The following is a 12,036-nucleotide window of genomic DNA, read 5'->3' as shown; positions in this document are numbered from 1 at the left end:
ACGGCGCGGCCGTCGCCCCGCGGTGGCCCGGGCGGGGCCGCCCGACCTGCGGCGTACGGTGTGATCGTAGACTCGGCGCATGCGATTCGGACTCCTCGGCACCGGCCCCTGGGCGGAGCGGGCGCACGGCCCAGGACTGCAGGCACACCCGCGGGCGGAGATCGCCGGCGTGTGGGGCCGGCGTCCTGAGGCGGCGCGCGCGCTCGCCGACCGCTTCTCCACCCGCGCGTACGAGGACGTGGACGCCCTCTTCGCCGACTGCGACGCGGTGGCCGTCGCGCTGCCGCCCGACGTGCAGGCGCCGCTCGCGGAGCGGGCCGCGGCGGCGGGCTGCCACCTGCTGCTGGACAAGCCCGTCGCCACCGAAGTGGCCGCCGCCAGGCGGATGGTGGCCGCGGTGGAGCGCGCCGGGGTGGCCTCCGTGGTCTTCTTCACGCTGCGCTTCCGCGACGAGACCGCCGGCTGGCTGGCCGAGCGGGCCGGTGAGGAGGGCTGGCTGGTGGGCCGCGCCGACTGGCTCTCGCCGGTCTTCGCGGGCGCCGACAGCCCGTACGCGGCCTCGCCCTGGCGCGGCGAGAAGGGCGCGCTGTGGGACGTCGGGCCGCACGCGCTGTCGATGCTGCTGCCGGTCCTCGGTGACGTGGACCCGGCGGTGCCGGGCGCCGTCACCTCCGCCCGCGGCCCGGGTGACACCGTGCACCTCACGCTGCGGCACGCCTCGGGGGCGTCCAGCACCTGCACGCTGAGCCACACCATCCCGCCGCAGGCGTCGGGCGTCACCGTGCAACTGCACGGCACGCCGGGCGTGCAGACGGCGCCGGACCGGGACGACGACGGGCCGGTGCCCGCGTTCGTACGGGCCGTGGACGCGCTGCTGGAGGCGGCCGAGAGCGGCCGGCCCGACCCCCGCGACGTCCACCTCGGGCTGCGCGTGACCGAGATCCTGTCCGCGGCGGAGGAAGGGCTGCCGGCCGCCGGTGACTGATCCGCGGTGGCCGGCCCCGGCCACCGGACCCGACGGCCCCGAAGGGCCGTGGCCCCCGCCCGTAAGGCGGGGGCCACGGCCTGCACTTCAGGCCGGCCGTCAGGGCCCTGCCGGGGCCGTCGTCCCGGCGGTACGGGCCGCCGGGACGACGCCGAGCAGGCGCAGCCGGTCGAGCGCCGTCTGCCGCGAGGCGATCCCCGCGGCCCCGGCGGCCCACTCGTCCCACTCCGGCCAGCGCACCCGGTCGAACCCGGCGTCCTCGTACTCGTCCTCGGCGAGCAGCTCCCCCACCGTGCGCATGCCGTCGGTGTCACCTAGCCCGGGCCACCCCAGGTATTCGGTGCGCCACGCCAGCCGGTTCTCGCCGCCCACGGAGCGGTGCAGCAGGTGGACGTCGAACGCCAGCACGTCGCCCGGCAGCGTCGGCAGCACGGTCTCGGGCACCGGCCAGCCGGGAAACCCCTGGTTGGCGGGGTCGAGATCGTGGTACGCGGCCAGCCGGCGGGCATACGCCGGGTCGTGCGACCCGGGCACCACCCGCAGCGCACCGGTCCGCGCGGTACGGGGCTCCAGGTGGGCCAGGAACGTCACCCCGGGCACGTCCGGGCCGACGTCCGTGTGCCAGCCGGAGTTGCCGGTGAAGCACACCGCGCTGGGCACCGCGGGCACGGTCATCCGACCGCACAGTTCCGCGGAGCCCTGGAACAGCCGCGGATCGTCGGCGATCAGCGACTGGCTGAAGGGCGTGCGGTCGGCGGCGAGCGGCAGGAAGTCGCCGCGGATACCGCCTTCGCCGTACGGGTCGGTGTCGGTGCCGAGGCCCCCGTAGGCGTCGGTGAGGGCGGCGGTCACCTCGGCGGTGAGCCGGTCGGTCTCCTCGTGGGTGAGCAGGCCGCGCAGCACCACGTACCCGAAGGCACGGAAGTGCTCTATCTGTTGATGGCTGAACAACGACGTCACGACGACGTCTCCTCTCGTCCGGATGGCAGGTCGTCTCGCGCATCCGCAGGGAGGAGGGCCGCGGGCCCGTCAGCGTCAAACGAATCCGGTTCTCACGGCGCTCACCGTAGCCACGCGGCCCCGGTGTCCGCCACGGGGTTTGTCCGTCCGCGGCGTTCGGGGGTAGGCGCGTACGGCGGCGGGCCAGTGCCTAGACTCGCCCCGACCACTGATCTTGACCACATCGGGGGGTTTGCGCCCATGGGCACGAAGAAGACCGCCATATCCACCGCCGCCGCAGGACTGACCGCGCTGCTGCTGGCCACGGGGTGCAGCGGCGGTTCCGACGACGACGGGGGCGGCGCCGGTGACGAGAAGGCACGGCCCCGCCCGGTGATCAGCCAGGGCCAGGCCCGCAAGGTGCTGGAGCGCTACGTCGAGACCAACAACGCGGCCAACGCCGCCCTGGACCGCAAGGCGCTCGGCGAGGTCGAGGGCGGCGCGCTCTATCAGCAGAGCCAGGCGCAGTACCGGCAGTTCCCCACGTACGAGAAGAAGTACCAGGCGCTCTACAAGAAGCCGTTCCGCTACCGCGCCGACGAGGCCCAGTACTACATACCGGCCCGCGGCGACTGGTACATGGTCGACGCCCCCGTGGAGGGCCCCGGTTACGACGAGGGCGACCGCAGCCTGCTGGTCTTCGAACGCGCCGGCGGCGGCACCTGGAAGAATGTCGCGTCCGTCGGCATCCAGGGCCGGATCCCCGAGGTCGCCCGCGGTGACGGCGGCCTGCCCACCGTGCTGCCCGCCGACACCGAGGTGGGCACGACCGCGCTCGACGGCCTGGACGACGCGGTCAACGACCTCTATGTGTCGGGCGGCAAGAAGGACGGCAGGCTCCTCGCGGACAGCGAGGTGCGCAAGAACATGGTCAAGGACCACTCCACCCGGCGGGACTGGATCAGGCCCGAGCACGACGGCTACTTCGAGACCGAGTTCGAGTCCCAGAACCGCAAGTGGGACGACGCGTACGAGCCCGCCTTCCCCGACGTCTACGCGCTCCGCACGGCCGACGGCGGTGCGCTGACCGTCTTCAACTCGTACGACGCGCGCGTGGACTTCGCCACCCGGCCGGGCTTCCACATCATCCCGGGTGAGGCCACCGGCCTGTACGTCAAGGAGAAGGAGCCCCTGGGCGTACGGGAGTACTACGCCGTGCAGAACGCGGCCCACGTGCCCGACCGGGGCAAGGTCGAACAGCTCGGCGGCGAGGTCGAGATGATCGGCGCGAGCTGACCGCCCTCCCTCCCGTTCCGCTCACCAGTCCGCCGGGTCCGGCGGCGGGAACTCCACCGTGACCGCGAGCCCGCCCTCAGGACCCGGCACCGTGGTCACCTCCGCGCGGTGCGCGGCGGCGACGGCGCCGACGATGGACAGCCCGAGGCCGTAGCCGCCGTCCGCCGACCGCGGCTGCAGCCGCTGGAACGGCTCGTACAGGTCGGGGATGCGCTCCGCGGGGATCCGCGGGCCGCTGTTGACCACCCGCAGCATCGGGTAGCCCGTCTCCCTGACGTCCGTGGCGACCCGCACCCAGCCGCCGGGCGGGGTGTAACGCAGTGCGTTCTCCACCAGGTTGCCGGCGAGGCGGGCGATGAGCCGTTCGTCGCCCGAGGCGACCGCGGGGCGCAGCGAGGAGTGCAGGTCCTGCGTGGCGGGCGCGGCCCGGGTGCGGTCGCGCAGCACCTCCCGTACCACCCGGGCGAGGTCGACGGGCTCGGCGGCGACCAGCCCGCTCTGGCTGCCGGCCAGCGTCAGCAGCGCCTCGATCAGCCGCTCCTGCTCCTCCCCCGCGGCGATGACCCGCTCGCACACGGCGCGCAGCGACGCCGCGTCCGCGCCCGGGCGGGAGAGCGCCACCTCGACCATCGCGCGCTGCAGTGTCAGCGGCGTGCGCAGCTCGTGTGAGGCGTTGGCGACGAACCGGCGCTGGGCCTCGAAGGCGGCGTCCAGCCGGGACAGCAGCCCGTCGAAGGTGTCGCCGAGGTCCTTCAGCTCGTCGTCGGGGCCCGCTATGGCCAGCCGCGCGTGCAGGTTGTGCTCGGACATCCGCCGGGCCCTGCCCGCCATGATCCGCACCGGCCGCAGCACCCGGCCGGCCATCACCCAGCCCAGGGCGACGGAGACGGCGGTCATCAGGGCGAGCGCGATGCCGGACTGCGCGAGCAGGGCCTGCAGCGCGGCCTCGTGCCGCTCGGTGGCCACGTGCTGGATGTCCGGGTCGCTCCCGCCGGCCTGGGTGGAGTCGAATCTGACGAGGACGCCCTTGGTGGCGTTGCCGCGGGCGACGAGCGCGTACGTGATGGCGAGCAGCGCGACGCCGGAGACGAGGAACAGCGCACCGTACAGCAGCGTCAGCCGGAGCCTGACGGTCCAGCGGAGCCGGCGGCCGGCGCGGCGGGCGGGCTCAGATCCGGTATCCGGCATGGGGAACGGTCTCGATCACCGGTGGCTCGCCGAGCTTGCGGCGCAGCCTGCTGACGGTGACCTTCACGGCGTTGGTGAACGGGTCCGCGGCGCCGTCCCAGGCCCGTTCGAGAAGCTCCTCGGCGGAGACCACGGCGCCCTGCGCGGACAGCAGCAGCTCCAGCACCGCGAGTTCCTTGCGGGACAGGTCGAGCCGGCGCCCGCCGCGGCTGGCGAGGTGCTGCGCGGGGACGAGGGTGAGGTCGCCGCGGGTGAGGACCGGCGGCACGGCGTTCGACGGGCGCCGGCCGAGGGCCCGGATACGGGCGATCAGCTCGGCGAACGCGAAGGGTTTGGTCAGGTAGTCGTCGGCGCCGAGGCCGAGGCCGTCGACGCGGTCGGCGACGGTGGTGGAGGCGGTGAGCATCAGCACCCGGGTACGGCTGCCGTGCCGGGTCAGCGCCCGGCACACCTCGTCGCCGTGCAGCCGGGGCAGGTCGCGGTCCAGCACGATCACGTCGTACTCGCTGCTCGTGGCACGGTCGATGGCCTCCTGGCCGTCGTACGCGAGGTCCGTGTCCATACCGTCCTCGCGCAGTCCGGTGGCGACGGTCTCGGCCAGCTCCCGGTGGTCCTCCACGATCAGCACACGCATGCCGCCAGCGTGCCGGAGACCGCGTAAGCCCCCGGTAACAGCCGAGGTCACGGGGCTGGACGCCCGAAGGCGGCTCGGGTGGACGGGCGGCCGGCGGCCGGGCGTAGCGCCGAGGCGGTGCCCCCGCTGCTCGGGGGGACAGCAGGGGCACCGCGGTCTGCGTGGGCGAGTCCGCGTATCGATGCACCGTCCGGACTCCGCGGGCCGGTGCACCGGTACGTCAGGTGGTGGCCAGCGCCTCGGTGGGAGGCAGCCGGGCGGCACGCACCGCCGGGTAGAACCCGGCGAGGCCGCCGATGAGGAGCGTCGCGCCGATGCCGCCGGCCATCGCCCATATCGGCACCACCGTCGCCCAGTCCTGGGACGTGGCGTAGCCGACGGTCACGCCGATGCCCAGGACCACGCCGCCGAGGCCGCCGAGCGCGGACAGCAGCAGCGCCTCGCAGAGGAACTGGCTGCGGATCTGGCCGCGGGTGGCGCCCAGCGAACGGCGCAGGCCGATCTCGGAGCGGCGTTCGAGGACGGAGATGACCATGGTGTTGGCCACGCCCACGCCGCCGACGATCAGCGCCACCCCGCCGAGTCCCAGCAGCAGGCCACTGAGGGTCTCGTCGGTGGCCTCCTTCGCCGCCAGGGCGTCGGAGGGGCGCGAGACGGTCGCCTCGTTGGGGTTCTCCGGGTTGGCGGTGGCGCCGAGGACCGACTGTACGTCCGCCACGGCGGATTCCTCGGTGCGGGTGTAGATCGTCGTGGGGGTGCCGGCGAAGCCCAGCTCGTCCTCCGCGACGTCCCAGCCGACCAGCGCGGCCGAGTCCAGCTCGGGCACCAGCTCGTTGTACGCCGTGAGGCCCACGACCGTGAACCACCTGCCGCCCAGCCACACCTGCGAGTCGGACCCCGCCTCGTAGACCCCGAGCTGCTCGGCGGCCTTGGGACCGAGGACCACCGCGGGATAGCGGCTGTTCGCCCCGTTCAGCCAGCGTCCTTCGGTGATCTGCAAGCCGACGGACTCCGGCAGGTCGATGCGGGCCGCGCTGACGCTGAGGCCGCCGGTCTGCTCTTCCGGGATCCGGTCGTTGCGGAAGACGTTGGCGTCGACGCGTCCGACGGCGGAGACGTTCTCGACCTCCGGGATGGCCCCGATCATGCCCACGGACTCCGCCGGCAGGCTGGCCTCGGATCCCGAGAACGACTGCCCGGGGGTGACGGTGAGGAGGTTGGTGCCCAGCGCGTTCAGCCGGCGGTCCAGGTCCTCCGTGGAGGACGTGGAGATGCCGACGACGCCGATCATCGCGGCGATGCCGATCGCGATCCCGAGCGCGGAGAGGAACACCCGCATCGGGCGCGAGCGCAGCCCCGAGCCGCCGACCCGCAGCATGTCCGCCGGGGTCATCCGGGCCGGCTTCGGCGGGGTGGGCGGCGGCGGTACGGGCGGCTGCGCTCGGTCGAGCTCCGCCGTCGCGTGCGGCGCGGTCATCGGACGGCCTCCTGGGAGAGCCGGGCGGCCGGGAGGGCCGCGGCGGGGGCGGAGTCGTGCTCGATGCCACCGTCCTTGAGGCGGACTTCGCGGGGCAGGGAGGCGGCGATGTCGCGGTCGTGGGTGATGACGACGACGGTGGTGCCGGCCTCGTGGAGCTGGTGCAGCAGCTCCATCACGACCGCCCCGGAGCGGGAGTCGAGCGCGCCGGTGGGCTCGTCGGCGAGCAGCAGGGGCGGGTCGCCGAGGACCGCGCGGGCGATGGCGACGCGCTGCTTCTCACCGCCCGAGAGCTGGTGCGGCTCGTGGTAGAGGCGGTGGCCGAGGCCCACGCGGCGCATGGCCCGCTCGGCGAGGCGGCGCCGCTCGGCGCGGGTCCTGCCGCTGTAGAGCAGCCCGTCGGCGACGTTGTCGAGCGCCGGGACGCCGGGGGCGAGATGGAACTGCTGGAAGACGAAGCCGATGGTGCCCGCCCGCAGGGCCGACAGCTCCCGGTCGCTGAGCCGGTCGATGTCGTGGCCGTCGATGCGGACGGTGCCCGCGGAGGGGCGGTCGAGCGTCCCCATGATGTTGAGCATGGTGGACTTGCCCGAGCCGGACGGGCCGACGACGGCCAGCAGCTCGCCGCGCCGGATGACGACGTCGGCGGAGCGGAGGGCGGCGACGTCCCCGTAGGTCTTGGTGACCCCGGTCAGCTCGACCACCGGATGCGACGGGACGGTCACTTCGGAACCCCCACGGACATGCCTTCTTCGACGCCGTCGCCGGTGATCTCGACCAGCCCGTTGGCGAACATGCCCAGCTCGACGGACACGGACTCCGTGCTGCCGCCCGCGGTGACCTTCTGCACCGCGTAGCCGCCACCCTGCCGGGCGACCAGCGCGTTCACGGGGACCGCGAGCACGTCCTCGCGGGTGTCCGCCTTGAGCACCACGTCGACGGGCGCGGCCTGGTAGCGGCCGAGCTTGTCCTGCTGGCCGACGCTCAACTGCAGGGGCAGCGTGGACTCCTGGTCCTCCTCGCCCTGGCCGCCGGCGTCGCCGGAGCCGGAGCCCGAAGCCGCGGGCGGGGTGCCGATGTCGGTCACCTTGCCGTCCACGGTGGTGCCGTTGGGCAGTTCGATCTCGGCATTGGTGCCGACCCGTACGAGGTCCTCGAACTGCGCGTCCAGCTCCACGGAGACGACCCGCTCGGTGCCGGTCCAGTCGAGGACCGCGCCCTCGGCCTTGGCGCCCGACCAGGTCTGCAGCGCGGCGACGCGCCGGGCGCTCTCCGCGGTCACGGCGTCGCCGGCCTCGACGACGCCGGTCTGCTCCCGGCCCATGTCCTCCTGCCAGGCGGACACCGCGTCCGCGGTGTCCGAGCTGTACGTCTCGTCGACGGTGAACCCGGTGTAGCCGAGCTTGTCGAGGTTGCGTTCCAGCAGCTCGACGTCGCCGCCCTCGCTGCCGTCCGACAGTGTGCGGTACAGCGGGGTGTCGCCGTAGAACAGGGGGACCTTCTCACCGTCGACGCTGTACACGGTGTCGCCGCGCTTGATCGTGGAGCCCTCGTTGGGCGTCCAGGTGACGATCCCGGCGCCGGTGTCCGCGGCATCGGCGCCGGAGCCGGCCGCGGTTCCGCCGCCGCCGGCCGGCTGGCCGGTCCCGGCGCCGGCGCCGGGGTCGGCGCCGCCGGCCGCCGGGGCGATGGCCTCGACGGTGGACACGTCGCCGTAGCCCAGGGTGCCGTCCACGGTCTCGCTGCTGGTGAGCGTCGTACGTTTCACCTGGGCGGTCGCGGCCGGCCCCGACGGGCCGGCGGCGGGCTCTTCCGAGTCCTCGCCGCCGAGCGCGCCGGTGGCGGCGAGTCCCGCCGCCGCGGCGACGCCGATCGCGATCACCACGATCAGCGCCATCCGCAGCTTGCGGCTCTTGCGCGCCGGCCCGGGGCCGCTCGGCGCGCCGTCGCCTCCGGCGGGCGGGGCCGCGGTGGCGAGTTCGCCGCCGGGCCCGTCCGCCTCGGGGTCGCCGCCCGCGGTGAGCGGCCCGGGCGGGCGGACTTCCAGCGCGCCCGGTGGCCGTTCCCGCAGGTTCAGCTCCTCCGTCTCCTCACGGCTGGTCACTGCGGGCCCCCGCCGATCCGCATCCCGCCGCCGGGGTACTTGTCCTGGCATGCCTGCCGGGCGGGCTCGAACGTCGCCGGGTCGGCGGCGCCCATGTCGACGAGCATGCTGTTGCCCTCGATCTCCGGGTCGGGGAAGTCGGGCACGCCGTTCTGGCGGATGCACTCGGCCCACTCCGCGACCTTCTCGGAGTCCAGCGGCTCACCGCCGTTGGGGCCGCCCTGGCGCTGCGGCTGCTTGTCGCGGCAGGCTTCCTCCGCGGACTTGAACTCGGCGGACTCCGGGTCGAAGCCGCCCTGGTTGAACATGACGCCGCCGGTGTCCTGCACCGGGTCCTTGAACTCCGGCACCCCGTTGTCACGCATGCACTGCGCGTACTCGACCGCCTGGTCGAACGGGCTGCCAGGAGAGGCGGACGTGCCGCCGTCGGAGGAGGCGGCCTCGGAATCGTCGGAGCACCCCGCCAGCACGACGCTGACGACGAGTGCGGACGAGGCGAGCAGGGTCTGCGCGAATGCGCGTTTGCGTGTGGTGAACATGGGCCCAAGTTCTACGCGAGCGCCGGTCACAGGGCGGATACAGAACGCCGCCGGCGAAGAGCGCCGGCGGCGGCTTTCATGAGAATTCGATGAATGGTGTTCTGTCGGCGGTGCTCAGCGCGCCGCGGTGACGTGCTTTATCCTCAGGAGAACTTCAGGGAACACCGCCAGAACCGGTAGTCGAGTCGGCTCTTTCGGCGCCGGCGGCGCCTTCGGAGCCCTCCCTCCCGGCGCCGTCGTGCAGCGAGATGGCCCGCCCGGGGCACCGGCCGGCGGCCCCGCGTACGGACCTGGCGAGCGCGGGGCCCGGGTGCGCGGTGGTGAGCAGCACCTTGCCGTCGTCCTCGGACTGGTCGAAGACCGCGGGCACATGCATCATGCAGAGCCCGGACCCCACGCACCTGGCGCGGTCGACCCGTACCTCCATCGTCGTCTCCCTCCCCGGCCGACGGTCACCAGGCGACCGGCAGCCGCTCCAGGCCGTAGGCGGTCGTGTGCAGCCGGAACGGCACCTCCGCGGCCGGCGCGGCGAGGCGCAGGTGCGGGAAGCGGCGCAGCAGCGCCGAGTAGCCGATGCCGAGTTCCATGCGGGCGAGCGCGGCGCCCAGGCAGTGGTGGATACCGTGGCCGAAGGCGAGGTGGGCCGCGGGCTCGCGGGCGGGGTCGAAGCGGTCGGGGTCCGCGGTCAGGGCCGGGTCGCGGTTGGCCGTCGGCAGGCAGACGACGACGTGTTCGCCCGCTCTGACGAGCTGTCCGCCGAGGGTGACGTCCTCCAGGGCGGTGCGGGGCGTGGGCGCGTGCGGCACGGTCAGGTAGCGCAGCAGTTCGTCGACGGTGCGGTCCACGGCCCCGGGGTCCGCGCGGATCTCCGCGAGCCGGTCGGGGTGTTCGAGCAGCACCAGGGTGCCGAGGCCGAGCATCCCGGAGATGTTGTCGAGGCCGGCGAGCATCAGGAGCACGCAGACGCCGCGGAGTTCCTTGTCGGTGACGTCGGTTCCGTGGTCCCGTACGAGCATGCCGAGGAACCCGTCGCCCGGGTCCCGGCGCTCTCCGGCGACCAGGGCGGCGAGGTAGCGCGAGAAGGCGGCGCCGGCGGCGGCCCGCGCCTGCCGGCCGCGGCCCTGGTCGAGGTGGTGGCGCGCGCGGCGCAGGAAGGCGTCGCGGTCGTCGCGGGGGACGCCGATCAGCTCGCAGAGCACCGCGCCGGAGACGGGGGTGGCGAACTGCTCCACGAGGTCGGCGGGCGGTCCCGCGCGCTCCACCGCGTCGAGGCGGTCGGCGACGATCTCCTCGATCCGCGGGCGGAGGCGGCGGATCCGGCGGACGGTGAACTCCGGGGTGAGCATCTTCCTGAGCCGGGTGTGCTCGGGCGGGTCGTAGTCCATGAGCTGCCCGATCATGTCGTCCGGGCGGTAGTCGTCGGAGTACGTCCCGTCCGTGCGCGCCGCGCGGCCGAAGCGGCGGCGGGTGGAGAACCGGACGTGGTCGCCGAGGACTTGGCGCACCTCGTCGTAGCCGGTGACCAGCCAGACGTACTCCTCGCTGTCGCCGGGGCCGACGTCGATCCTGGTGACGGGCCGTGCCTCGGCGATCGCGCGCAGCTCGGCGGCGGGGTCGAAGCGCGTTCTGCGGGTGTAGGCGGGCGCGGGCCCGGGGCGGCGTGGCATCGGATCCCCTACCAGGTGACGGGCAGCGCTTCGACGCCGTAGTTGGGCGCGAGCGTCCGGTAGCGAAGCTCTTCCGGCGCTACGGCCAGGCGCAGCCCGGGGAAGCGGTGCAGCAGCCGCGGGAGCGCGATCCTGAGCTGCACGCGGGTCAGCGGGGCGCCGAGGCAGTAGTGGATGCCGTGGCCGAAGGCCATGTGGGAAGTGACCTCGCGGGTGATGTCGAAGCCGTCGTCGCCTGCGCCGTGCCCGGCGCGGTTGACGGCGAGCAGGGAGCAGACCACGACGTCGCCCTTCTTGATCACCGCGTCGCCCACGGGCACGTCGGCGAGGGCGGTGCGCGGCGAGGAGGTGGCGATCACGGAGACATACCGCAGCAGTTCCTCCACCGCGCGGTCGGTCAGCTCCGGCTTCTCCAGCAGCAGCGCGAGCTGGTCGGGGTGGCCGAGCAGCAGCATCGTGCCGAGGCCGAGGGTGCCGGCGACGTTCTCGTATCCCGCGGCCATCAGCGAGGTGCCGATGCCGGTCAGCTCGGTGTCGCTGACGTCGTCGCCGTGCTCGCGGATCAGCATGCCGAGCAGGTCGTCGCCGGGGTCGCGGCGCTTGCGCGCGACGAGCTGGCTCATGTACCCGACGTACGCCTTTCCCGCGGTCATCTGCTGTTTGCGGCTGCGGTTGCCGGCCCGGCTGATGTCGAGGTTGCGGGCCAGCTCCGCCTGGTCGTCGCGGGGCACGCCGAGCAGCGCGCAACTGACGAGGCCGGGGATGGGCCAGGCGAAGTGGCGCATGAAGTCGGCGGGCCGGCCGGCGCGTTCGAGGGCGTCGAGTCGTTCGGCGACGATCTCCTCGATGAAGGGCTCCAGCCTGCGCATCCGCCGGTTGGTGAACTCGGGGGTGAGCATCTGGCGCAGCCGGGTGTGGTCCGGCGGGTCGTACTGCAGGAGGTTGCCCTCCTGGATCTGGCGCCGCCGGTCCTCCTCGGTGTCGGCGGGCGGCATGGTGCTGAAGCGGTCGGCGTCGCCGAGGATCTGGCGCACCTCGGCGTGGCCGGTGGCGACCCAGTCGCGCGGGGTTTCGAGCAGCGGTGTCTCCCGGCTCATCCGGCGCAGCTCGGGCAGGGGTTCGAGACCGTCCCTGCGGTTGTGTACGGGAATCTCGGGTGACTTGGCCATGCGCGCGCTCCTTCTCCCTGAATTCGTGCGTCTTTTCT

12 protein-coding genes are annotated in these 12,036 nt (G+C 73.8%); 2 read left to right on the top strand and 10 right to left on the bottom strand.

Annotated features, from left to right (window positions below):
* The first annotated feature begins 79 nt into the window (after positions 1–79).
* Positions 80–985 carry a Gfo/Idh/MocA family protein gene (locus ACFYVJ_RS05595; protein ID WP_388886893.1) on the top strand — a complete coding sequence of 302 codons (906 nt, stop codon included), beginning with the start codon at positions 80–82 and terminating at the stop codon, positions 983–985.
* A gap of 99 nt (positions 986–1,084) precedes the next feature.
* Here the strand turns inward: ACFYVJ_RS05595 and ACFYVJ_RS05590 are convergent, their stop codons facing one another.
* Positions 1,085–1,945, bottom strand: coding sequence for a phytanoyl-CoA dioxygenase family protein (locus ACFYVJ_RS05590; protein ID WP_388886892.1), 861 nt, complete (start codon positions 1,943–1,945; stop codon positions 1,085–1,087).
* A gap of 240 nt (positions 1,946–2,185) precedes the next feature.
* Between ACFYVJ_RS05590 and ACFYVJ_RS05585 the strand changes: the two genes are divergently transcribed.
* The gene (locus ACFYVJ_RS05585) at positions 2,186–3,220 is read left to right on the top strand and encodes a hypothetical protein (protein ID WP_388886890.1); all 1,035 of its coding nucleotides are present in this window, start codon (positions 2,186–2,188) and stop codon (positions 3,218–3,220) included.
* 21 nt (positions 3,221–3,241) lie between these two features.
* On the opposite strand, the gene ACFYVJ_RS05580 is transcribed toward ACFYVJ_RS05585, so the two are convergent.
* From ACFYVJ_RS05580 to ACFYVJ_RS05540, 9 genes are all read right to left on the bottom strand, one after another.
* Complete coding sequence (locus ACFYVJ_RS05580; RefSeq protein WP_388886889.1) at positions 3,242–4,408, bottom strand: sensor histidine kinase; 1,167 nt, start codon at positions 4,406–4,408, stop codon at positions 3,242–3,244.
* Positions 4,389–5,042: a response regulator transcription factor gene (locus tag ACFYVJ_RS05575; RefSeq protein WP_388886887.1), complete on the bottom strand. Its 654-nt coding sequence runs from the start codon at positions 5,040–5,042 to the stop codon at positions 4,389–4,391. Before ACFYVJ_RS05575 ends, ACFYVJ_RS05580 begins: the two co-directional genes overlap by 20 nt.
* Positions 5,043–5,262: 220 nt before the next feature.
* Positions 5,263–6,519, bottom strand: coding sequence for an ABC transporter permease (locus ACFYVJ_RS05570; RefSeq protein WP_388886885.1), 1,257 nt, complete (start codon positions 6,517–6,519; stop codon positions 5,263–5,265).
* The gene (locus ACFYVJ_RS05565; protein ID WP_388886884.1) at positions 6,516–7,244 is read right to left on the bottom strand and encodes an ABC transporter ATP-binding protein; all 729 of its coding nucleotides are present in this window, start codon (positions 7,242–7,244) and stop codon (positions 6,516–6,518) included. Before ACFYVJ_RS05565 ends, ACFYVJ_RS05570 begins: the two co-directional genes overlap by 4 nt.
* Positions 7,241–8,623, bottom strand: a complete 1,383-nt coding sequence (locus ACFYVJ_RS05560; protein ID WP_388886882.1) for a peptidoglycan-binding protein — start codon at positions 8,621–8,623, stop codon at positions 7,241–7,243. The genes ACFYVJ_RS05565 and ACFYVJ_RS05560 overlap by 4 nt, the downstream gene beginning before the upstream one ends.
* Positions 8,620–9,162, bottom strand: a complete 543-nt coding sequence (locus ACFYVJ_RS05555) for a hypothetical protein (RefSeq protein WP_388886880.1) — start codon at positions 9,160–9,162, stop codon at positions 8,620–8,622. The genes ACFYVJ_RS05560 and ACFYVJ_RS05555 overlap by 4 nt, the downstream gene beginning before the upstream one ends.
* Positions 9,163–9,316: 154 nt before the next feature.
* Entirely contained in the window at positions 9,317–9,589 is a 273-nt protein-coding gene (locus ACFYVJ_RS05550; RefSeq protein ID WP_388886878.1) for a ferredoxin, read from the bottom strand.
* Positions 9,590–9,614: 25 nt separating this feature from the next.
* A complete protein-coding gene (locus ACFYVJ_RS05545) occupies positions 9,615–10,829 on the bottom strand; it encodes a cytochrome P450 (protein WP_388886876.1) in 1,215 nt (404 codons plus the stop codon).
* A gap of 8 nt (positions 10,830–10,837) precedes the next feature.
* Positions 10,838–11,998, bottom strand: coding sequence for a cytochrome P450 (locus ACFYVJ_RS05540; RefSeq protein ID WP_388886875.1), 1,161 nt, complete (start codon positions 11,996–11,998; stop codon positions 10,838–10,840).
* Positions 11,999–12,036 lie beyond the last annotated feature (38 nt).

This window comes from Streptomyces sp. NPDC004134, assembly GCF_042874195.1.
Lineage (GTDB): Bacteria > Actinomycetota > Actinomycetes > Streptomycetales > Streptomycetaceae > Streptomyces.
This window is presented reverse-complemented; position numbering and strand designations above follow the sequence as displayed.

Bases quoted from the DNA above. Each gene is read 5' to 3' on its own strand.
- ACFYVJ_RS05555 (WP_388886880.1), bottom strand. From the start codon at position 9,162: ATGTTCACCACACGCAAACGCGCATTCGCGCAGACCCTGCTCGCCTCG.
- ACFYVJ_RS05550 (WP_388886878.1), bottom strand. From the start codon at position 9,589: ATGGAGGTACGGGTCGACCGCGCCAGGTGCGTGGGGTCCGGGCTCTGC.
- ACFYVJ_RS05540 (WP_388886875.1), bottom strand. From the start codon at position 11,998: ATGGCCAAGTCACCCGAGATTCCCGTACACAACCGCAGGGACGGTCTC.
- ACFYVJ_RS05545 (WP_388886876.1), bottom strand. From the start codon at position 10,829: ATGCCACGCCGCCCCGGGCCCGCGCCCGCCTACACCCGCAGAACGCGC.
- ACFYVJ_RS05570 (WP_388886885.1), bottom strand. From the start codon at position 6,519: ATGACCGCGCCGCACGCGACGGCGGAGCTCGACCGAGCGCAGCCGCCC.
- ACFYVJ_RS05575 (WP_388886887.1), bottom strand. From the start codon at position 5,042: ATGCGTGTGCTGATCGTGGAGGACCACCGGGAGCTGGCCGAGACCGTC.
- ACFYVJ_RS05585 (WP_388886890.1), top strand. From the start codon at position 2,186: ATGGGCACGAAGAAGACCGCCATATCCACCGCCGCCGCAGGACTGACC.
- ACFYVJ_RS05580 (WP_388886889.1), bottom strand. From the start codon at position 4,408: ATGCCGGATACCGGATCTGAGCCCGCCCGCCGCGCCGGCCGCCGGCTC.
- ACFYVJ_RS05595 (WP_388886893.1), top strand. From the start codon at position 80: ATGCGATTCGGACTCCTCGGCACCGGCCCCTGGGCGGAGCGGGCGCAC.